The organism is Bradyrhizobium sp. F1.4.3, from assembly GCF_040548375.1.
Lineage (GTDB): Bacteria > Pseudomonadota > Alphaproteobacteria > Rhizobiales > Xanthobacteraceae > Bradyrhizobium.
The window spans coordinates 175,260-195,989 of record NZ_JBEPRN010000009.1 but is presented as its reverse complement, the minus strand read 5'-3'; the positions used below and the strand labels follow the sequence as shown (position 1 = coordinate 195,989).

Below are 20,730 nucleotides of genomic sequence, written 5' to 3'. Positions count from 1 at the left end.
GCGGTAGACTCGTTCCTACCAATTGCGGTAGCCGCCGGTCAGCGTGCCGTTGTTGTTGCCGTTGGGACCGACATCGCCTTGCGTCGAGCTCGGCGTCGGATGGTTGGTGCCGTTAAGCGCGCCGTATGGCCCCGCTGTGTCAGGATAGTACATCGCGCGTGGCTGAACCGGTTCATACGCCGGCGCCGTCCGTTGCCACCCCACGGGATTGCCGAACCGATCATAGGTCTGCGCCGATGCTGCGGCCGTGCCCGCGATGAGCGATGCGGTGGCCAGGCAGAGGAGTTTTGACTTGTTCCGCATGCGAGATGCTCCTTGCTTGTGTCGGGAGCCAACAGCTGCATTGGGGGAGCGTTCCGGACATATTCGGCTCTCGCGATCAACTCCGATCAACTGGTTATGAGGTGATGTTCCGCGGATCGAGCGGCTGGAACGGGCCCGAAAAGTGGTCGAGGCGCGCGCCTTCTGTCGCGGTGTTCCCTGTTAATCCCGCGTCTTAACCAATAATTAATTATACGTTTGCGGGCGGGCGACGGGCCGGCCTAGCGTGCAGCGGGGAGCTAGTTCGCGAAGCCAAACGAGTTGGTGCGTATCATGATGTCCAGACCATATGGGGCGTTGCTTGCCTCACTCAGCGCAGCTGCGCTGCTCCTTGCCGCCAGCAACAGTTTTGCAAGACCGGGCGGCGCCGCTCCGCATGGCGTGGTGGCCGCTGCCGCGCCGCAGGCCGCAGCCCGTCCGCCGATCGCGCCCGGAGCGCGGTTCCGCGGTCGGAATAGTTCATTTGTCTATTGGCCAGGCGGAGGTGGATTCTTCAACGACGGCGCAGGCTACAGCCAACCCTTCGTCGACGCAGGGCAGCCGCTCTCCAACGACGTGCGCTACACCTACACCTATGACGTTCCCTGGGACTGGGCGCATCGCTTCCCGCCGAACGTCGTGCCGTCCGACCGGCCCTATGTGCCGAGCTGTCCGACTGAGTCCGTGACGGTGCCCGGCCGCGGTGGCGGCGAGCATACCGTCAACATCATGCGGTGCTACTGAGCGGCGCCCGCTTCGTTCATAGAATACCTGCCGCGGCGGCGTGGTCGCGGTCGGACTGCTTCTGCCTGACAATCGCGAGTTCGCTGCTACAGGCCACGAACTGCGCCGTGTCCGGTCGCATCCCGAACTGTCCGCAGACATCCCGATCCTCATCCGCAATGACTCGTGCGAGCTCTGCCTCGGCGGCTTCGCGCATCGCGGGACCCGCAACGAACAGCGTGTGCAGCCCAAAGGCCGCCACGACGGCAAGCAACAGCGCAGCCGCGAGTGCGGGGCGTGGCAGGTCGTCGGCCGTGCGCTGAGGAGGGCGGGCCTTGCTTCTGGCTTCGGTCATGAAATCCTCTTTGATCAAAATATTGATTGTCGAAGCAAAAAATGATTGTCGAGAAAATACACGCTGCGCAGCAGCGGCGACGTGAAACAGATTACTAAAACCCAAGACGGCGCTAACCCAGCTCAAAACTGGTCACGCCGAAAACGCGGTCGAGCCGCAGTAACGGGATCGGTCCGGTATACATCCGCGCCGTTTCGAATGTCGGCTTCAGGCCCAAGGAATCCGCAAACGCAATACCATCGCGGTTCATGGCGGGGATGTCGAGGACAATCTCGCCATTGCCGGCGCTGGCCAGCAGGGCCTGCATGATGGCGTCCGCCGCGGAGCGGTCGTCGGCGACCAGCGGGCCGATCTTGCGGCCCGTCCGGCACGGGCGGATCACGCCCCATCCAGCGAGCCTGCCGTCGCGCAGCAGCGCGCGGCCGACATGGCCGGGCGCGCCAATCCAGGTGCGCAGGAAGGCGCTGCGCGGGGCGGGGAAGACAGTCGCGTCATCGGTCTCCACCATCGCGAACGGAATTTTGTCGAGGGCGACGACATCGGCGGGCGGGGAAGGCGGCGCGGTGACGGTGCCGCCGTACCGGATATTGGCGTAGGCGAGCACGAAACCAGACTTCTTGTAATTGTCCTGCTGCGCCACGACGCCGTCGAGGCCGATCACGCGGGCGCCGGCATGGGCGATCGCGGCGCTCCAGATGCGCAGGCCGAAACCCGCGCCGCGATAGCCTGCGCGCACGATATAGAAACCGAGAAAAGCGAAACGGTCGCCATAATTGACGCAGGACACGGTCGCGACCGGTTCGCCGTCGACCTCGCCGATGAAAAAACCGTGCGCGTCGGGGATCGCGAAGCAGGCGGCGTCAGCAAGACCGGGATTCCAGCCTTCGGCCGCCGCCCAGTCGACCGCGATGGAAATCTCGTCGGGGCGCAGGTTGCGGATCTGCAAATCGCTCATCTTACAATTCGCTCATGACGGATGCCTTCGACGGTGGACCTGCCGGCAAGTCTGGCTGTAGAAACGCCCAATGATAGGGCGAGCCTCCGGTTGGCCTCAACGGTATCACAAGGGATGATCGGTCATGGCAGCAGAGAAGGTCGCACTCGTCACCGCGGGCGGCAGCGGCATGGGGGCAGGGGCCGCGCGTCGGCTTGCTGCGGACGGTTTTCGTGTGGCGATCCTGTCGTCCTCCGGCAAGGGTGAGGCGCTGGCAGCGGAGCTCGGCGGGCTCGGCGTCACCGGTTCGAACAAGTCCAATGACGATCTGAAGCGCCTCGTCGATGGTGCGATGGCCAAATGGGGGCGCATCGATGTGCTCGTCAACAGCGCCGGCCACGGTCCGCGCGCGGCGATCACTGAGATCACCGACGAGCAGTGGCATACTGGCCTCGACACCTACCTCCTCAACGTGATCCGCCCGACGCGACTGGTGACGCCGGTGATGCAGGCGCAAAAGGCCGGCGCCATCATCAACATCTCGACCGCCTGGGCGTTCGAGCCGAGCGCGATGTTTCCGACCTCGGCGGTGTTCCGCGCGGGGCTGGCCGCGTTTACCAAAATCTTCACCGACGCCTATGCGGCCGACAACATTCGCATGAACAACGTGCTGCCCGGCTGGATCGACAGCCTGCCACAGACGGAAGCGCGTCGCGACAGCGTGCCGATGAAGCGTTACGGCAAGGTCGAGGAGATCGCGGCGACGGTCTCGTTCCTCGCCTCGGACGGCGCGGCCTACATCACCGGCCAGAACATCCGCGTCGACGGCGGGCTGACGCGCTCGGTCTGAGGCTCGGGCGCCAAGCGAGAGCAGATTCGAATCACTGCTCTCGCGCGCTTGTCGTGGCGCGACGCAAGCCTGCCTTACGCGCCGCCGTCACGAGCAGACGCGTGGCGCTTGGGTCACACTCGTCATACTTCGCACGCGGCGGGCCGCACTTTACGTCACAGTCCCTGCGAACTTCGCCCCAGCCCAAGACGCTGAGCGGTGTGCCGCCTATGCGTAGCCTGTGCCGGATCGTCTTGTCCGGCACTTTCGAAAACGCGAGCTTCGATCGCGTGGGGCAAGGAGATTGGAATGAAGAAGTTTTTGCTGGCTGTCGCATCGCTTGTCTTTGGCGCCGCGTCCGCGCATGCGGCCGACCTCGCAGCGCATTACACCAAGGCGCCCGTGATGGCGGCCTACAACTGGACCGGCTTCTACGTCGGTGGCAATGTCGGCGGACAATGGGGCAGTGCGGATCCGACCACATCGACCGTGTTTTCTCCGACCGGCTATTTTGCGGCCAGCAGCGTTCCCGCAATTGCGGCGGTCGGCGCGCAGAACGTCAACAGTTCCAGCGTCACCGGCGGCTTCACGGCCGGTTACAATTGGCAGGTCAACACCGCCGTGTTCGGCCTTGAAGGCGATATCAATTATTTCGGATTCAAGGGCAGCGCGACCGGCTCAGCGGTCTATCCCTGCTGCGCGCCGACCAACTTCACCGTGTCCTCATCGGCCTCGGCTGACTGGCTGGCCACTATCCGCGGACGCGTCGGCTTCCTCGCCACGCCGAGTTGGCTGCTTTACGCCACGGGTGGTGCGGCGATCGCCGAGGTGAAGGGCAATTTCAACTTCACCGACACGTTCGCGGCAGCGACGGAATCCGCTGCGATCCGCGACACCCGCGTCGGCTGGACCGCCGGCGCCGGCACCGAATATGCGGTCGGCAACGGCTGGTCGCTCAAGGCCGAATATCTCTATGTCGATCTCGGCCGCGCCAGCACGACCAGCACCAACCTGGCCGCCCTTGTCGGCCCGGGGACCTTTCCGAGCAACGTCTACACGCACTCGGTCGATATCAAGTCGAACATTGTGCGCGTTGGTGTGAACTACAAGTTCGGCGGACCGGTCGTCGCCAGATACTGATCACCATCCCGTTCCGTTCTGGCGCGGAAAGCCCCGGCTCAGCCGGGGCTTTCTGTTTTGAAGCTCAGCCGCCGTGCGCGGCTACCTGCTGCGCCAGCGCCGGCAGGATCTTGTAACGCGCAATCTCGTGCGGATATTCACCGCGATTGGCCAGCAGCACGATGCCGATCCGCCGCGCCGGCACGAGGCCGATATAGCCCGAGGCGTTGTTGAGGCCGCCCGGCTTGTCGACGACGGTGACGCCGGGAAGGTGCACGGCCTCCCAGGCCATGGCCTGTCCGAATTTCTCGTCGACGCGGAAGCTCTCATGCTGCGTCATCCGCAGCGCCTCGCGCAGATGCGGGTCGACCGACCGGCCGTCGACGCATGCGGCTGCGAATGTCGCGAGATCCCGCGCGGACGAGAACATCTGTCCGGTCCCGGGAAAATCAAAATAGCTCTGCTGATCGCCGGGCGGACCGATCGCGATGCCCTGGTCGGAATAGCCTTGCACGACACGCTGCATCCAGGCGTCGTCCATGACGGCGCGGTTGTCCGCTCCACGTTCGGGAACGACCGTGGCGTGCATCCCGAGCGGCTTGAGGATGCGGCTCTCGATCAACGCGCCGATCGGCGCGCGATAGCAACGCTCGAGCACGAGCTGGAGTAGCACGTAACCGGCATGGCTATAGATGCGTTGCTTGCCGGGCACGACGCCTGCGGGCGGTGGCCAGGCGTTGAGCATGTCGATGAATTGCGCGCGCGTGAAGGAGTCGTTCGGCCAGGGTGGATGGTCGGTCGGCAGCAACAGCCCCGATGTGTGCGTGACCAGCTCGCCGACGGTGACACGGCGGATGGTGTCGCCGTCGAGCTCCGGCAGGTATTTCGGCAGGGGATCGTCAAGCCGCAGCTCGCCGCGGAGCGTGCCGACTGCCACCAGCGTCGCCTCGAAAGGTTTTCGCAAGGAGGCGAGATTGAACAGCGTGTCCGCTGTCACCGGCCGTTTGGTGGTGTCGTCTGCGAAGCCGTAGTTGAAGAATTCGACATGGCGGCCGGCATAGAGTGCTGCGGCCAGGCCGCCCGGATGATCTGGCGTCGCGGTCGGCGCAAGCTCTGCCGCAACGATGTCGCGTAGCTGCGCGATCATGTCGGAGTCAGCCGATGCGCGGCGCGGCCGAAGCGCGATCGCGAAGGGGATAAGCGCGGCCCGGGCGAGGGTTCGCCGGGTGAGATGTGCTGAGGCGACAACAGGCGGCACGTGATCCGATGAATGATGCGTGTGCCCCTGGAGTTCTTTTAAGGGGAATAGCACGGTGACCCAATTCACAATCGCGCGTTTGGGTTCCACATCTGCGGCTCGGAAAAAATTACTTAGCTTGTGAGCTAACAATTATTGACGCCGGATCGCCGTGAGGCTATAGTTAGCTACATGGCTAACCAATTACCCCGGCTTGACCAGATTTTCGCGGCGCTCGCCGACCCCACAAGGCGGGCGATCGTGATGCGGCTATGCGCCGGCGAGGCTTCCGTCGGCGAACTGGCCGACCCGTTCGACATGGCGCTGCCGAGCTTCATGAAACACGTCCATGTGCTGGAGCTGAGTGGGCTTGTGCAGTCGGAAAAATCCGGCCGCGTGCGCACCTGCCGGCTCAGTCCGGACGCGCTTGTCGGCGCGGAAGACTGGTTCCAGCAGCAGCGCGCGATCTGGGAGGCGCGGCTCGACCGGTTCGAGGCCTACGTGATGAAGCTGAAGAAAGAGAAGGAGAGGGCGGCCGCCATGCGGTCGTCCAAGAAAACAAACAAGACAACCAAACGGAAAGGTACTGAGTGATGACGAGTTCTGCCAATCCCGCTTTGTCGCAATGGTCGCTCGACCGCGAGATCGTGATGTCGCGCGTGATCGACGCGCCGCGCGATCTGGTGTTCGAGGCGTGGTCCGACCCGAAACATCTGCCGCAATGGTTCGGGCCGAAGGGCTTCAAGATCGAGACTTTTGAGATCGACGTGCGGGTCGGTGGCGTCTGGCGCTTCAACATGATCGGCCCCGACGGCACGGTCTATCCGAACCGCATGCGCTTCCGCCGCATCGAGCGGCCGAAGCTGATGGAGATGGACCACGGCGTCGACCAGGACGATGATCCCGGGATGTTTCGCTTCACCCTCACCTTTGCAGAGCAGAGCAACGGCAAGACCGTGCTCATGATGCGGCAGCTGGCCTCGAGCACCGAGCAGCGCGACCACATGATCGGTTTTGGCGCCGTCGAATACGGCTACCAGACGCTGGACAAGCTCGCGGCCTATGTGGCGAGCCTGAAGAGGTGAGGCGAGCGTGTCATTCCGGGTCGCCTGGAAGCGGCAACCCGGAATGACCTTGGGGCCGGGGCGCGAGCGCCCGCCGCTTTGGCAAATATGACAGTGCCGTCACGCAAATTTTTGTCGCGGCGGACCGCCTTATTGTGACACAATTGCTACCGTTGGATGTCAATCCCGTTACAACGGAGCGATTCATGAGGTTGGTGTTGCAGGCGCGGTCAAATCCCCTGGCATGGTGGTGGGGATCGCTGACGCTCGTTAGCAACGTCAACATCCTGGTCTGGTTCATGCTGTACCGGGAGTTCTATCAGCCCGTCACCGGCAGCCTCGGAGGGCCGTCCGGTATCGGCGTGATGCTGCTGCTCTGCGCCGGCTACGTGTTCGGCTGCGCGTTCCGCTCGTTCCTGCCGCGCGCCGATGTGCAGCGCATCTGCCTGTTCGACACCTGGCTCTCAAGCGTCTTCGTCGGTCGCTCGGTCGCGACCGTGGCCGAGCTCTGTTTCGCCGCGCAATGGGCCGTCATCCTGCATCAGCTCGGCAGCATGGCCGGTGCGGAGACCACGGTGAACATCGCTCTCGTCATCGTGCCCGTGATCATCGTCGCGGAATGCTTCTCCTGGTATGCGGTCGTGACCACCAACTATCTCTACAACGCGATCGAAAACTCGCTGTGGGCGGTGACCTTCTTCCTCGTCGGCATCGCGCTGTGCCGCTTGATGCCGGAATTCCAGGGACCGGTGCGCTGGGCGCTGATCGCCGGCATCGTCGGCATCGCCTGCTTCCTCGCCTTCCTCATCACCGTCGACGTGCCGATGTATCTCAGCCGCTGGCGGGCCGGGCATGCCGAGGGCAGCAGGCTGCTCGGCTTTCTCGAAGGCCTGCATGACGTCTCTACGCGCTGGGTGGTGACCCACGACATCGCGCACTGGAAGGGCGAGCTGACCTGGATGTTCCTGTATTTCAGCGCCGCGGTATGGTCGAGCCTTGCGCTCTGCGCGCTCTCAGCGATGGACGGCTATCTGACGCGCTATCTGATCTGAGCGGCACGCTTCACGCCTCGCCGAGATCGACCCGCGTCAAAATCCCCTGGCGGAGCGCCAGCCGGACCAGCTCGATGTCGGAGCCTACGCCGAGCTTGTCCTTGATCAGCGAATGAAGGTTCGCCACCGTCTTCGGACTGACGTGCAGCGTTTCGGCGATCTCCTCCGTCGTTCTCTCGGCGAGCAGCAGCCGTAGCACCTCGAACTCGCGCGCAGTGAGCACATCGGCGGCGGAGCTTTCGCCGGCGAGCCGGCTCAACGCGAGGTCATGGTCGATGTCGGGACTGACCGCAATCTTGCCGGCGAGCACGTCCATCACGGCGCGCACCAGCGTTTCCGGCGGGCTCGTCTTGGTGACGTAACCTCGCGCGCCGGCGCGGATCGCCTGCACGGCAAAACCCGCATTCTGATGCATGGTGAAGACGAGGATCCTTGCGGCCTTGTCCCATCGCCGGATCCGGCGGATCGCCTCGATGCCGCCGATGCCGGGCATGCTCAGGTCCATAATCACGAGATCCGGCTTCTCCGATTTGAACAGGCGGTAGGCCTCGGCTCCATCGGCCGCTTCAGCCACGACGCGTAACCCGGGTTGCTTCTGCAATACCGAGCGATAGCCCTCGCGGACGACGGCGTGATCGTCGACCAGCATGATGGCGCAACTGGTCACGTTCATGCGGCGTGCTCCATGACCACGGGATGGACAGGAACGGGAATGACGACGTGCAGCGTCGCACCGCGATCCGCTCCGGTCTCGAAACTGAGCTGGCCGCCGAGGGCGGCAACGCGCTCGCGCATTCCGAGCAGGCCCATGCCGGATGTTATGGCTGTTTCGGCCGACCGGCCGTCATCGGCGATGCAAAGCGTGATGGTACGACCGTCGTGCTCTGTCAGCGCCAACGTGACCCGCCTGGCATCCGCATGCTTCGCGGCATTGGTGAGGGCCTCCTGCACGATGCGGTAGAGCCCGGCGCCGACGGCGGCGGGCAGGCTCTCGAACGCGCCGTCGAACCGGCAATCGAACCGGGGCTGACAGCGGCTGCGCCCGTTCCACCCCGCGACCAGGCCTTCAAGGCTTGCGACGAGGCCGAGTTCGTCGACGTCGGGCGGCCGCAGCCGGAACAGCGCGCCGCGCAGCGTCTCCATCATGTCGGTCGCGGTGCGCGCGATGCCGTCGCATTCCGGCAGCAGGGCCGGGCATTCTTCCGCGGCGGTCTGGCGTGCGGAAGCGGCGAGCGCGCGGACGGCCGCGAGCGATTGCCCGAACTCGTCGTGCAGCTCGCGCGCCAGATGCCGCCGCTCCTCGTCCTGCACCACGATCAGCCGGCGCGTGAGCTCGCTGCGTTCGGCGAGCGCGGAGGAAAGACGCGCGGCAAGATGGTTGAACACGTCGCCGATGGCCGTGAGCTCGGCAAGTTCGAATGACGGCAGCCGTGTCGTGAGATCGTCGTCGGCGATCCGCGCGAGGCCCTCGCGAATGATCGTGGTTGGTCGCAGCGCGCGGGCCAGCGCGGCATAGACGAGCATGCACAACAGCGGCAGCGCGATCGCAAGGGCCGCAATCAGGCGGCCGGCGTCATGCCAGGCCTCGGCCGTCTGCACCGCCGGATCGATCCAGACGGCAGCCTCGCCGATCGTCGTGCCGCGGGCGGTCACTGGGTGGGTGGCCTCACGCCCGAGATCGAACAGCGTCCGATAAAGCGCGACAAAGGCCTGCGGCGGATGGCCCGTCACGCCGGATGCCCCACCGCAGAAGCGCTGGACGCTCTCGCCGCTGCTTGCGCGAAACGCGAGACAAAGGCCCGGCGTCATGACCGAGGCCGCGACGCCGTCGAGATCCGGAAATTCCGAGCGGGGATGGTTGACCCACTGGATCTTGTTTTGTTGCAGCTCCAGCGTTCGCGCGGCGAGACCGGCGATCGCGTCGATCCTCGTGTGCACGGATCGATCGGCCTCGATCAGGAAGTAGGCCGAGATCGCAGCGAAGCACAGGGTCGAAATGGCCCCGACGCGCAGCGTCAGGCGCAGCTTCAGGTCGGGCTTCAGGCGCTTCCACATCGGCGGGCATCCCTGGCGGATGGTCTTGGTCTCCAGGCATTTAAGGGCAGAACGGAACCGCCGGAAAGCGCCGCGGTGATCCCGGCGCAAGATCGTGAAATTTTCCCGACCATTGCCGGGACGCGAGAAGCTGCGGACTGCCGAGCTGCGGCCTAGCGTCAGCGCCATTTCCCACCCGAAAGGCCTGCACATGCGTCGATCCCTTCCCGTTTTCCTTGCATTTCTCCTCTTGATCCTCCCGGCGTCTCATGCGCCAGCCGGTGCCGAGCCCGCCATCGGCGTTGCCATGGACGATTTCAGCTATACCGATACGTCGGCCGAGCCGGCCAACCAGACCGCCGCCCACGAGCGGCGGTTGTCCGCGTTCATGGCGGCGTTGCGGCGGGATATCGATGCGGACCGGCGCTATCGGCTCGTGCGATCGATCCAGGACGGCGCGGCGTTCAAGGTCATCGGCGGCATCCAGAAGACGAGCACGCTGGTGCAATGGGCCAAGGTCGCTGTGATCGACGTCGGCGCCAAGAAGGTCGTCATGGACAAGCTCTATACATTCCGCGGCGACAATGATGAATCATGGGAGCGCGCCGAGATATTCGTGTCCCGCGAGGTCATGGCCGCGCTCGGCACACCCGCGCCGATCGCGCTGGCGGTGTTTGAGTTCGAGCTCGACGACAACACCGCGGCGCCTGCCGCCGGCCCCACAGCCGCAGATGCATCCTATCTGGCCGAGGTGACCACGGCCGTGCGTGATACACTGGGCCAAGCTGGCCGCTACCGCATCGTCGATGTCAGGGGTGCACGAGAGGATGCCGTGAAGAATCGAGCGTTGCGTGACTGTGGCGGGTGCGACGCCGCCATCGCCGGGCAGCTCGGCGCGGAGCAATCGTTGATCGGCGTGGTGCGGCGGGTCAGCCGCACCGAATATACGGTGGGATTTCAGGTGCGTGACGCACGGACCGGCACCGTCGTGTCGCGCGGGGACAGCGGCCTGCGCATGGGCGCCGACTACTCCTGGACGCGGGGCGCGGTCCGGCTGGTCAGCGATCGCCTGCTCGACGGCGTGGCGCAGCCCTGAGGCGTCAGCCTCAGAACGTCAACTGCACCTTCATCGACTGCGAGCGATCGCTGGCGAGCTCGAAGGCTGCGACCGCGTTCTCGAACGGCATGGTGGCCGTGATCAGCGGCTTGACGTCGATCAGGCCTTCGCCCATCAGCCGCACCGCGAGTTCGAACTCGGGATCGAAGCGGAAGGTACCGCGGAGCTGCAATTCCTTGGCGACGATGGAGTTGATCGGCAGTGTCATCTCGCCGCCAAGGCCGAGCTGCACCAGCGTGGCGCCGGGCCGCAGCACGTCGAGCGCGGTGCGGAGTGCAGCCTGGTTGCCGGAGGCTTCGAACAGGGTGTCGAACACGCCTTTGCCGACGCGCCAGGGATCCAGCGCTGTGGCATCGGTCGCGACGTTGATGGCGTGAGTGGCGCCGAGTTTCCTGGCGACCAACAACGGCGCATCGGCGACATCAGTCACCACGATCTCGGCGGCACCGCCGAAGCGCGAGACCAAAATCATTAGTGCGCCGATCGGGCCGCAGCCGGTGATCAGCACGCGCTTGCCGAGGAGGGGGCCGGCCTGCTTGCCGGCATGCAGGCACACCGCGAGCGGTTCGGCGACCGCAGCCTCCGCCAGCGACAGTCTGTCGGCGATCGGCACAGCCTGCGTCGCATCGACCGCCAAGAATTCCCGGAAGCCGCCTTGCACATGGGGAAAGCGCATTGCGCTGCCGAGGAAGCGCATGTCGAGACACTGGTTGCGCATGCCCTCCTGGCAGTGCTGGCACTGGCCGCACGGCTTGCTCGGATTGACTGCGACGCGGGTGCCGGGCTTCACGCTGGTGACGCCGTCACCGACCGCCGCAACCACGCCGGCGATCTCATGTCCTAGCGCCATCGGCTGCTGGATGCGCACGACACCGAAGCCACCGTGATGGTAGTAATGCAGGTCGGAGCCGCAGATGCCGCCATTGGCGATCTTGACGCGGACCTCGCCTGGGCCGGGCGCCGCATCCGGATAGCTGTCGATCCGCAAGTCTTTCGGGGCGTGAATGACGACGGCGCGCATAGGCTCGTTCCCTGGGTTTTCGCAATCACATCGCGGCGATCATGCCGCCATCGACATAGATGATCTGGCCGTTGACATAGGTCGAGGCGTCGGATGCCAGGAAGATCGCAGCGCCCACCAGCTCATCCGGCTTGCCCCAGCGTTTTGACGGGATGCGGCCCATAAGCCAGTTGTTGAAGTCGGTGTTGTTGACCAGCGCCTCGTTCATGTCGGTCAGCATGTAGCCGGGGCCGATCGCATTGGCCTGGATGCCGTGCTGGGCCCATTCCACCGCCATCGAGCGGGTCAGGTTCTTGATGCCGCCCTTGGCCGCCGTGTAGGGCGCGATGGTCGGGCGCGCGAGCTCGCTGCCGAGCGAGCCGATGTTGATGATCTTGCCATGCTTGCGCGGGATCATGCGTTTGGCGGCCTCGCGGCCGATCACGAAGGCGCTGGTGAGGTTGGTCTCGATCACCTTGCGCCACTCGTCGGTGGTGAACTCCACCAACGGCTTGCGGTGCTGGATGCCGGCATTGTTGACGACGATGTCGACCGCTAGGCCTGTCTTGTCGAAATTCTCGAAGGCGGCGACGATGGCAGGCTCGTCGGTAACGTTGAAGGCCGCGCCCTCGGCCTGATGTCCGGCCGCACGAAACTCGGCCACCGCCTGTTCGACGCGCTTGGGATCGACGCCGTTGATGATCAGCTTGGCGCCAGCTTTGGCCATACCCTCGGCAATGGCGCGGCCGAGCCCACGGGAGGAACCGGTCACGAGCGCGGTGCGGCCGGAAAGGTCGAAGAGGGCTGTGCTCATCTCAAATATCCTCAGACGTGGGAACGGCGCACGGTGAGATCGCTGCGGTCGAACACCGCGGGCAGGAGGTCGACGCCAAGGCCGGGGCCTTCCATCGGGAAGACATGGCCGTCCTTGATCGTCGGCATGGTGGTGACGAGCTCATTGTACCAGCCCTTGTAGAAGGCGCGCACGGACTCTTGGATCAGCGTGTTGGGCTGGCTGAACGACATGTGGATCGCCGCGATGAAGCCGATCGGACCGATGCAGTCATGGGGCGCGAAAGGCCGGTGATAGGTCTCGGCCATCGCCGCAATCTTGCGGCCCTCGGTGAGGCCGCCGGTCCAGCACAGGTCCGCCATCACCACATGCATGGCGTCGCGGTCGAGCATGTCCTTGTAGGGGAAGCGTGAGCCCAGCGTCTCGCTGGCGCAGACCCAGACGTCGGTCGAGCGCGCATATTCGGCGAGCGCCTGCGGCGAGTTCATGCGGATCGGGTCTTCGTACCAGGTCGGCTTGTAGGGCTCGAGCGCACGCGCGATCTGCTTGGCTGTCGGCAGGTTCCAGAGCGAGTGGAGCTCGACCATGATCTCCATCTTGTCGCCGACCGCCTTGCGGATCTTCTCGAACGGTTCGATCGCCCGCTTCATCTGCGCGGCGGTGATGTAGAGGCCCTTGTTCTCCTGTGCCGCCGGATCGAACGGCCAGATCTTCATCGCGGAGATGCCGCTCTCCAGCAGGCTTTCGGCGAGGGCGTCGGCGTGGTGCATGAAGCCGTCGAGGTCCTCATAGGGCCCCTTGGACGCCCCGAGATTCCAGTTGGCGACCGGACTGATATTGGTAGAGCGGACATATTGGGTGCCGGCGCAGGTGTTGTAGATGCGCTGCTTGTCGCGGCAGAGGCCGCCGAGCATCTGGTGCACCGGTTGATTGCAGACCTTGCCGAACAAATCCCACAGCGCGATGTCGATTGCGGAAGCTGCGCGGTATTCGACGCCGGTCGAGGACTGCGCCATCGGCAGGTTCAGCATGTCGCGATGGATCGCCTCGATGTGTAGGGGATTGCGGCCGAGCAGGCGGCCGGCAAAGGTGTCGTGGATCTGCGCTTCGACCGCGCCCGCGCCGTAGAAGGTTTCGCCGAGACCGATCATGCCCGTATCGGTGTGGACGCGCACCCAGATGACGTTGGAAAATTCCTCGGTGCGCAGCGTCTCGATCGACGTGATCTTCACGGCAATAATCCTCCCGTACAGGCGCGTTGCGCCCGTCTTGTTCTCATTCCGCGCCACTAGATGTGGCGAGCCGGCGGACGTCATACGCCCGCTTGTAATATATCACAACATGTTTTAAGGGTGCCACAAATAAGGCGCCGCCCTGCAATGCGAGAGCGCAGGCCGACCGGAGGAAATGGAATGGCACGGCGCAAGCGCGCGCTCGAGGTGGTGAGACCGGAGGACGACGGCGAGGGCAAGCCCAGCCGGAGCAACCGGCTCAACTTCTTCGAGCTGGCCTATCAGAGGATCGAAGAGCTCCTTGTCCATTGCGAGCTCAAGCCCGGCCAGTTCATGACTATGCTGGAATTGCAGCAGATCACCGGCTTCGGCCGCACGCCGGTGCATCACGCCGTCAATCGGCTCTCGGCTGACACGCTCATCATCATCCGTCCGCGCCATGGCCTGCACATCGCGCCGATCGACCTGGCGCGCGAGCGCATGCTGCTGGCGCTCCGCCGTGACATGGAGCGCTTCGTCGTCCGGCTCGCCGCCGACCGCGCCAGCCTCTCGCACCGCAATCAGGCGCTGCACATCGAGCGCCTCCTGCGCGAGCGCCGCGCGCGCCTGACCCTCGACGAATTCAACAGCATTGATCGGCGCATCGACGCGCTGGTGCTGGAGGCCGCGGGCGAGCCATTTCTGGTGCATACGTTGCGGCCGCTGCACACGCTGTATCGCCGCATCGGCTACATCCACCACCGCTTCATGCCGGGGCAGACCGACCTGTCAGGCACGATCGATCACCATCTCGCGATTCTGGCTGCGGTCGCAGGCCGCCGCGTCGAGGACGCGGTGAAGGCGAGCGATGCACTGATCGACTACATGGACCAGATGTTCACGGGCATGGAGGCGGGGATCGACCCACGCCTGCTCGATTGCAGCATCGAGCCGTTACTCGGCACGTAAAGAGTTTTGAAGAGAGGACCAAACATGTCAACGATGGCCATGCCACAACCGACCGCGAGCGAAGCCGCGGTCCGCTACCTCATTACGAACTACAGTCCCAAGGGTAACAAGGTCGGCTGGCTGATGATGGCCTCGATCCTGGTCGAAGCCTGGGATCTCTATTCGATCGCTTTCGTGCTGATCTTCATCCGCGAGCAGTACAATCCGGATCCGTTGATGCTTGGTCTTGCCGCTGCGGGCACGCAGGGCGGCGCCCTCATTGGTGCGTTGCTCGGCGGCTGGCTCTCCGACAAGATCGGCCGGCGCGTGATGTTCCTGATCACCATGGTGATGTTCATTGTGCTGGCAGTTGCGCAGGCCTTCGTGCCGAGCGTGGGTTGGCTCGTGGTGATCCGCTTCCTGCTCGGCGTTCCGCTCGGCTCCGACATCTCGACCGGCTACACCTACATCATGGAATCCATGGCCAAGGGTGAGCGCGAGGTCATGGGCAATCGCTGGCAGTTCATGTTCGCCGTCGGAGAGGTCCTCACCATCGGCGTCATCGTGATCTTCCTGCTGCTCGACATTCAGCACGAGACGCTGTGGCGCGTGACGCTCGGTCTCGGCGCGGTGCCGGCGCTGATCATCCTGATCATGCGCCACGACGTGCCGGAGACGGCGGTGTGGCTGGTGCAGAAGGGACGTTTCCGCGAGGCTAAGAAGGTCGCGCGCGAGATGTTCAACGACGATCTCGCCATGCTGCCGGACCAGGACGTTGTGATGCCGAAGGTCAGCACCCGCGCCTTCATCGCCGACCTCAAGAAGGATCCGATCCGCTGGCGCGCCACGATCTATGGCTGGATCGCCTGCTTCGCGCAAGGAAGCGAGTTCTCGACCTTCGCCTTCTACCTGCCGGTGCTGTTCGTGATGGTCGGCGTGTCGAGCGTGCTTGGCAACAACCTCGTGACGATGGGGCTGTTCTGTCTCGCCGCGGTGTCGGGCTGGGTCGGTCCGCTGCTGACGCCGAAGATCGGCCATCGCGGCATCGCGATTGCGGGCTTCTCGATCGTGCTGGCGTCGCTGCTGGTCGCAGCCTTCGCGCTCTACACCGACAACACGATCCTGCTGCCGTTCGCGGCCGCTGCCATGCTGTGGGGCCATTACTGGGATGCGTCGAACTGCATGACGATCCCGACGATGGTCGCGAAGCCGAAGTACCGCGGCACCGCCAGCGGCTTCGCCTACATGTTCGTGAAGTTGCCGTCGTTCCTGGCGATCTTCCTGTTCCCGTCGCTGTTCGCGGCGATCGGGCAGGCCAACGCCACGCTGTTCGTCGCGATCTTCCCGCTGATCGGATTGCTCGCCGCAATCTTTATCCTGCCGGAAGTCTACGGCTACGAGAACGACTAAAGTCTGCGCGTTACCTGATCGCGGCCGCCAAGGCCGCGATCAGGGCGGGCGGCGTTACCAGCATGCCGAGCTTGAGGAACGGCCAGGCGCCGACCTCGATCTTTTCCCGGCGCAGTGCGACCAGCCACAGGATGGTCGCGAGCGAGCCGGTCACCGACAAATTGGGGCCGAGATCCACGCCGACCAGGATGGCGCTGACGACGGGCGCGGGAAGATGATCGCTGGCGGCAACTGAGCCGGCGACGAGGCCGACCGGCAGATTGTTGGCGATGTTGGTGGCGATCGCAGTAGCAATGCCGACGCTCCAGGCGGCCTTCGGCACGGATTGTGCGACTGCTTCATGCAGCAGCGCGCTGAGCTGCCCGATCACGCCGGTCTTGATCAGCGCTTCCACCATCACGAACAGCCCGCCGACCAGTGGCACCACGCTCCAGGAGACGCCTTTCAGGACGGGCAACGGTGATTGCCGACTGAGGAGCAGCACGATCGCGGCCGTCACCACGCCGCAGACGAAGGTCGGCAGGCCCAGCGGTTTGTCCAGCGCGGAGGCCGTGACCAAGACGATACCGACGGCCACAATGCCTGCGGCTGCCAGCTTGCCGCCGCGTCGGAGCTTCGGATGTGGCACGCTGCGCGCAATGATCTCTTCCTTCAGCGCGCTGTGCTGAGTCAGGCGCAGCACGATATATGTGAGCAGGACAGCTGCCGCCGAGGGCAGGGCGAACAGGCGCAGCCATTCGGTAAGCTGCGGCATGCGCGCGCCGAACACGACAAGATTTGCGGGGTTCGAGATCGGCAGCACGAAGCTCGCAGCATTCGCAATGAAAGCGCAGATGAAGAGATACGGCAGTGGCTTGGCGCCGGCCGCGCGCGTCCCGGCATAAACCGCAGGCGTCAGCACGATCGCGGTGGCGTCGTTGGAGAGCAGCACCGTCACCAGAGTGCCGACGAGATAGATCAGCAGGAACAGTCGCTGCGGCGATCCGCCTGCATATTCCACCGCCAGCGCGGCAAGATAGTCGAACAGGCCTTCGAGCCGCGCGAGCTCGGCGATCAGCATCATGCCGATCAGGAAGAGATAGACGTCGACGCCTTTCTCGATGCCGGAAAGCGCATCCTGCCACGCCAGGAAGCCGAACAGCACGAGCGCGGCGGCGCCGATCACCGCCCAGATCGCCTCGGGCAGGCGAAACGGGCGGATGATGACACAAGCGGTCGCGGCGATGATGATGCTCCAGGCCCAGATGGCGTCGTGCGGCACGCTCGGCAATTGCAGTCTCCCGGTCACGACCGACTATCGCATCCGCAAGCTCAAAACTTCACCGCCAGCAGCACCGCACCAGCGCCGATCATGGCAATTCCGATCCAGCCCTGCGCCGTCGGCCGCTCACCGAGAAAGGCAAAGGCGAACAGAGCAACCAGGACGACGCTGAGCTTGTCGATCGGCGCCACCAGCGTCGCGGGGCCGAGTTTCAGCGCGCGGAAATAACACAGCCAGGACGCGCCGGTCGCAAGCCCCGACAATACCAGGAACAGCCAGGTCTTTGAGGAGACCGCCGAGCGCACGGCGAATTGGCCGGTGAAAAACAACAGCACCGAGAAGGCGAGCAGCACCACGATGGTGCGGATGAAGGTGGCCAGATCCGGATTGATGTTCTCGACGCCGACCTTGGCGAAGATCGCGGTCAGCGCGGCGAAGCAGGCAGACAGCAGCGCCCAGGACTGCCAGGCGGAGAGGAGGGTGGGTTTCATGGGGCGGATATCCGACGTGTTACCATTGAACGATCATTGTGTGGGTGGCTGCGTCCAAACACTCTGCCGTCGTCCCGGCGAAGGCCGGGACCCATAACCACAGGATCGCATTTGGCGAAGACCGGCGGTTGCCACCTCGCGCTACAACCTCTCCCTGGGGTTATGGGTCCCGGATCTGCGCTTCGCTTCGCTGCGCTTGTCCGGGACGACATGGGTGCATTCACCGCGCCACCGATAGCTTTTCCGCAATCGCCTTGCGCAAAATGCGCGACAGCGATTCGACTGAATACGGCTTCTGGATCAGCTCGAAGCCGCGATGGGCGTTTTCTGCGAGCACGTTGCTGTAGCCGCTTGTCAGCACGACCGGGAGACCCGGATAGCGTTCGCGGATGATGCCGGCGAGCTCGACGCCGTTCATGCCGGGCATGATGACATCGGAGAAGACGAGGTCGACGGCGAATTCGTTCTCGCGGAGGATTGCGAGCGCCGCATTGGCGTTGGCGACGCGGCGGACGACGTAGCCGAGGTCTTCCAGAAGCTCGGTCGAGAATTGACCGACATCGTCATTGTCCTCGACCACCAGCACGCGATAGCCGCGTCCGGTGGTGGCGGCCTCGTGGGTCAGCGCGGCGGCTTCCTTCTCTGCCGCAGGGCTCTGTGCCTGCGGCAGATACATGGTGAAGGTCGCGCCTTTTCCAGGTGTGCTCGTTACCGCGATATCGCCCTCGGACTGCTTGGCGAAACCAAACGCCTGGCTCAGGCCGAGGCCGGTGCCCTTGCCGACCTCCTTGGTGGTGAAGAATGGCTCGAAGATCGAGTCGAGGTGTTCCGGCGCGATGCCGCTGCCGGTGTCGGCTACAGAGATCGCGACGTAGTCGCCGCCGCGTGCCGACTGCGCGCGCAGGCTCGGAATGCCTTCCACCTTGCGCACCGCGATGCTGAGGTGGCCTTCGCTGTCCATGGCGTCGCGGGCGTTGATGGCGAGGTTGATCAGTGCGGTCTCGAACTGGGCGATGTCGGCGACCGTGAAGCAATCGGCGTCGTGCACCTCGACCGCGATCTCGATGCGGCCGCCGACCAGCGGCCGGACCAGCTGCGCCACGCCCTCGACCTGGCTGCCGACGTTGAAGATCTGCGGTTTCAGCGGTTGGCGGCGCGCAAAGGCCAACAGCTGCGCGGTCAGCTTGGAGGCGCGTTCGACGGTGTCGGAGATGGCGTCGACATAGCGGCGGCGGCGCTCTTCCGGCAGTTCGCGCCGGCGCAGGAAGTCCGTGGCCGAACGGATGATGGTGAGGAGGTTGTTGAAATCGTGGGCGACGCCGCCGGTCAGCTGGCCGATCGCCTCCATCTTCTGCGACTGCCGCAGCGCTTCTTCGCCGCGGCGGCGCTCGGTGATGTCGACGGCTTCGGGTACCGCGCCGGTGATGTTGCCGTGGCGGTCGAGCACGGGGCGCATGCCGAAGTCGAAATCGCGCTCGCCGATGGGCAGGCGCAGCCGCATCTCCATCCGCACCGCTTCGCCCTTCAACACAGTGTCGAACGCCTCGCGCACGGTCGCGCTCATGCCGTGCGAGCCGGTGAACCAGGGCGTGTCCCAGAATGGCTTGCCGATGACGTCCTGCGCCTCGGCGCGAATGCCGGCGAGCGCGGTCTTGTTGGCGTAGAGCAGCTCGCCCTCGAGATTGACCAGCCCCTGATACTGGTTGCTGGTCTCCAGGATCGCGCGCAGCCGCGCCTCGTTGGACTCGAGCTCGGCGGTACGCTCGGTGATACGTTCTTCCAGCGTCTCGTTGAGCTGTCGGAGCTCGATCTCGGCCTGCTTGGCGGCGGTGATGTCGTGGGCGACGCCGATGAAGCCGATATGCTTGCCGGTCGGATCCCAGCGCGGCTGCGATTCCGAGCGCAGCCAGCGCCATTCGCCATCGGCGTTTTTGTAGCGCGCCTCCAGCACGAAGGGTTTCAGCGAGGCTTCACCCTGGACGGATTGTTGCAGCACATGCGGCAGGTCGTCCGGATGCAGCACCTTGCGCCAGTCGAAATCGATGGCCTGCTCGTAGGGCAGGCCGACGAAGTCGACATAGGCCTGGTTGGCGAAGGAGCGCTTGCGGTCGAGTTTTGTGACCCAGATCGGCACCGGCGCGCTGTCGGCGATCAGCCGAAACCGTTCTTCGCTCTCGCGCAACGTCGCTTGTGCCAGCATCTGGTCGGTGACGTCAAGGTCCGCCCCCACCAACCGCACCGCCCGGCCGTCCGCATTGCGCTCGATCTTGCCGACCACACGTATCCATCGTACCTCGCCATCGCTCGGGCGGGTGATGCGGTACGTGTCCGAATAGTCCTCGCGATCGCCCTTGAGGGTGCCGAACAATCGCTTGATTGTTCGTTCGCGATCCTCGGGGTGGACTCGCAGCACCCAGTCGCCATAGGTCTCATTGGCTGCTTCGGGCGGCAGGCCGTGGACGACAAGATATTCGGGTGTCCGCCGGTTCTTCACGCCTTCCCGGAGATCGATTTCGAGCCCGCCGACGCCGGCGATGCGCTGGATCCGCGCAAGCTCCGCCTCGCGCTCCTGAAGCGCGCGATAGGCATTGTCGCGCTCACGCGCGATCTCTTCGAGGTGCTGGCGCAGCCTTTCGGCGGCGATGGTTTCGGGCAAAGGATCGTTCAAGGCGTCGGCCGTTGTCATGCGGATGCGCACATGCCGGACCGATATTCACACAGACGGGGCGTGATGGCCATTGCTCAAAGGTGAGAGAATCTCAAGGAGAGGTGGCGGCGGCCCGCCTTGGGCGGGAAAAGTCCGCCCAGCCAACGTATGGGCTGGCATTTTGTTCCGGATATTGGAACGATCG

The 20,730-nt window shown here is 64.6% G+C and carries 21 protein-coding genes; 9 read left to right on the top strand and 12 right to left on the bottom strand.

Translation table 11 applies throughout. The features are described 5' to 3' along the window. Positions 1–15 precede the first annotated feature (15 nt). Positions 16–303 carry a hypothetical protein gene (locus tag ABIB73_RS23380; RefSeq protein WP_354227732.1) on the bottom strand — a complete coding sequence of 96 codons (288 nt, stop codon included), beginning with the start codon at positions 301–303 and terminating at the stop codon, positions 16–18. A gap of 291 nt (positions 304–594) precedes the next feature. Here ABIB73_RS23380 and ABIB73_RS23375 point away from each other — a divergent pair, with 291 nt between their 5' ends. Further along, complete coding sequence (locus tag ABIB73_RS23375) at positions 595–1,044, top strand: hypothetical protein (protein WP_354227730.1); 450 nt, start codon at positions 595–597, stop codon at positions 1,042–1,044. A gap of 16 nt (positions 1,045–1,060) precedes the next feature. Here ABIB73_RS23375 and ABIB73_RS23370 read toward each other — a convergent pair whose 3' ends face one another. Next, the gene (locus ABIB73_RS23370) at positions 1,061–1,483 is read right to left on the bottom strand and encodes a hypothetical protein (RefSeq protein ID WP_354227728.1); all 423 of its coding nucleotides are present in this window, start codon (positions 1,481–1,483) and stop codon (positions 1,061–1,063) included. A gap of 7 nt (positions 1,484–1,490) precedes the next feature. Continuing rightward, a complete protein-coding gene (locus tag ABIB73_RS23365; protein WP_354227726.1) occupies positions 1,491–2,333 on the bottom strand; it encodes a GNAT family N-acetyltransferase in 843 nt (280 codons plus the stop codon). Positions 2,334–2,457: 124 nt separating this feature from the next. Between ABIB73_RS23365 and ABIB73_RS23360 the strand changes: the two genes are divergently transcribed. After that, on the top strand, positions 2,458–3,162 hold the full coding sequence (locus ABIB73_RS23360) for an SDR family oxidoreductase (protein WP_354227724.1): 705 nt from the start codon (positions 2,458–2,460) through the stop codon (positions 3,160–3,162). Between the two features lie 288 nt (positions 3,163–3,450). Continuing rightward, entirely contained in the window at positions 3,451–4,281 is an 831-nt protein-coding gene (locus tag ABIB73_RS23355) for an outer membrane protein (protein WP_354227722.1), read from the top strand. Positions 4,282–4,345: 64 nt separating this feature from the next. Here the strand turns inward: ABIB73_RS23355 and ABIB73_RS23350 are convergent, their stop codons facing one another. Continuing rightward, positions 4,346–5,407 (bottom strand): serine hydrolase, encoded by a 1,062-nt coding sequence (locus ABIB73_RS23350; RefSeq protein WP_354227720.1) that lies wholly within the window; start codon positions 5,405–5,407, stop codon positions 4,346–4,348. A 246-nt stretch (positions 5,408–5,653) separates the two neighbouring features. Here ABIB73_RS23350 and ABIB73_RS23345 point away from each other — a divergent pair, with 246 nt between their 5' ends. The 3 genes from ABIB73_RS23345 to ABIB73_RS23335 all read left to right on the top strand — a co-directional run bounded on the left by ABIB73_RS23345 (position 5,654) and on the right by ABIB73_RS23335 (position 7,613). Further along, positions 5,654–6,091 carry an ArsR/SmtB family transcription factor gene (locus ABIB73_RS23345; RefSeq protein WP_354227718.1) on the top strand — a complete coding sequence of 146 codons (438 nt, stop codon included), beginning with the start codon at positions 5,654–5,656 and terminating at the stop codon, positions 6,089–6,091. Continuing rightward, complete coding sequence (locus tag ABIB73_RS23340; RefSeq protein ID WP_354227716.1) at positions 6,091–6,582, top strand: SRPBCC family protein; 492 nt, start codon at positions 6,091–6,093, stop codon at positions 6,580–6,582. The genes ABIB73_RS23345 and ABIB73_RS23340 overlap by 1 nt, the downstream gene beginning before the upstream one ends. Positions 6,583–6,767: 185 nt before the next feature. Continuing rightward, positions 6,768–7,613, top strand: a complete 846-nt coding sequence (locus tag ABIB73_RS23335; protein ID WP_354227714.1) for a hypothetical protein — start codon at positions 6,768–6,770, stop codon at positions 7,611–7,613. Between the two features lie 10 nt (positions 7,614–7,623). Here ABIB73_RS23335 and ABIB73_RS23330 read toward each other — a convergent pair whose 3' ends face one another. Both ABIB73_RS23330 and ABIB73_RS23325 read right to left on the bottom strand, forming a co-directional pair. Then, positions 7,624–8,286: a response regulator gene (locus ABIB73_RS23330; RefSeq protein WP_354227712.1), complete on the bottom strand. Its 663-nt coding sequence runs from the start codon at positions 8,284–8,286 to the stop codon at positions 7,624–7,626. Continuing rightward, positions 8,283–9,668, bottom strand: a complete 1,386-nt coding sequence (locus ABIB73_RS23325) for a HAMP domain-containing sensor histidine kinase (protein ID WP_354227710.1) — start codon at positions 9,666–9,668, stop codon at positions 8,283–8,285. The genes ABIB73_RS23330 and ABIB73_RS23325 overlap by 4 nt, the downstream gene beginning before the upstream one ends. 190 nt (positions 9,669–9,858) lie before the next feature. On the opposite strand from ABIB73_RS23325, the gene ABIB73_RS23320 reads away from it, so the two are divergent. Next, complete coding sequence (locus ABIB73_RS23320; RefSeq protein WP_354227708.1) at positions 9,859–10,743, top strand: DUF3280 domain-containing protein; 885 nt, start codon at positions 9,859–9,861, stop codon at positions 10,741–10,743. 10 nt (positions 10,744–10,753) lie between these two features. On the opposite strand, the gene ABIB73_RS23315 is transcribed toward ABIB73_RS23320, so the two are convergent. From ABIB73_RS23315 to ABIB73_RS23305, 3 genes are read right to left on the bottom strand one after another with little or no spacing between them, the layout of a single operon-like run. Next, entirely contained in the window at positions 10,754–11,785 is a 1,032-nt protein-coding gene (locus ABIB73_RS23315; protein WP_354227706.1) for an L-idonate 5-dehydrogenase, read from the bottom strand. Between the two features lie 25 nt (positions 11,786–11,810). Further along, positions 11,811–12,578 (bottom strand): SDR family oxidoreductase, encoded by a 768-nt coding sequence (locus ABIB73_RS23310; protein WP_354227704.1) that lies wholly within the window; start codon positions 12,576–12,578, stop codon positions 11,811–11,813. 11 nt (positions 12,579–12,589) lie between these two features. Beyond that, positions 12,590–13,789 (bottom strand): mandelate racemase/muconate lactonizing enzyme family protein, encoded by a 1,200-nt coding sequence (locus tag ABIB73_RS23305; RefSeq protein WP_354227703.1) that lies wholly within the window; start codon positions 13,787–13,789, stop codon positions 12,590–12,592. Positions 13,790–13,969: 180 nt separating this feature from the next. Here ABIB73_RS23305 and ABIB73_RS23300 point away from each other — a divergent pair, with 180 nt between their 5' ends. Beyond that, the gene (locus tag ABIB73_RS23300) at positions 13,970–14,737 is read left to right on the top strand and encodes a GntR family transcriptional regulator (protein ID WP_354227701.1); all 768 of its coding nucleotides are present in this window, start codon (positions 13,970–13,972) and stop codon (positions 14,735–14,737) included. Positions 14,738–14,761: 24 nt separating this feature from the next. Continuing rightward, the gene (locus ABIB73_RS23295; RefSeq protein ID WP_354227699.1) at positions 14,762–16,126 is read left to right on the top strand and encodes an MFS transporter; all 1,365 of its coding nucleotides are present in this window, start codon (positions 14,762–14,764) and stop codon (positions 16,124–16,126) included. A gap of 10 nt (positions 16,127–16,136) precedes the next feature. Here the strand turns inward: ABIB73_RS23295 and ABIB73_RS23290 are convergent, their stop codons facing one another. The 3 genes from ABIB73_RS23290 to ABIB73_RS23280 form a co-directional block, all read right to left on the bottom strand. Next, positions 16,137–17,387, bottom strand: coding sequence for an arsenic transporter (locus ABIB73_RS23290; protein WP_354227868.1), 1,251 nt, complete (start codon positions 17,385–17,387; stop codon positions 16,137–16,139). 50 nt (positions 17,388–17,437) lie between these two features. Then, positions 17,438–17,878 (bottom strand): EamA family transporter, encoded by a 441-nt coding sequence (locus tag ABIB73_RS23285; RefSeq protein ID WP_354227698.1) that lies wholly within the window; start codon positions 17,876–17,878, stop codon positions 17,438–17,440. A gap of 220 nt (positions 17,879–18,098) precedes the next feature. Further along, positions 18,099–20,576, bottom strand: a complete 2,478-nt coding sequence (locus ABIB73_RS23280; RefSeq protein WP_354227697.1) for a PAS domain S-box protein — start codon at positions 20,574–20,576, stop codon at positions 18,099–18,101. Between the last annotated feature and the right edge of the window lie 154 nt (positions 20,577–20,730).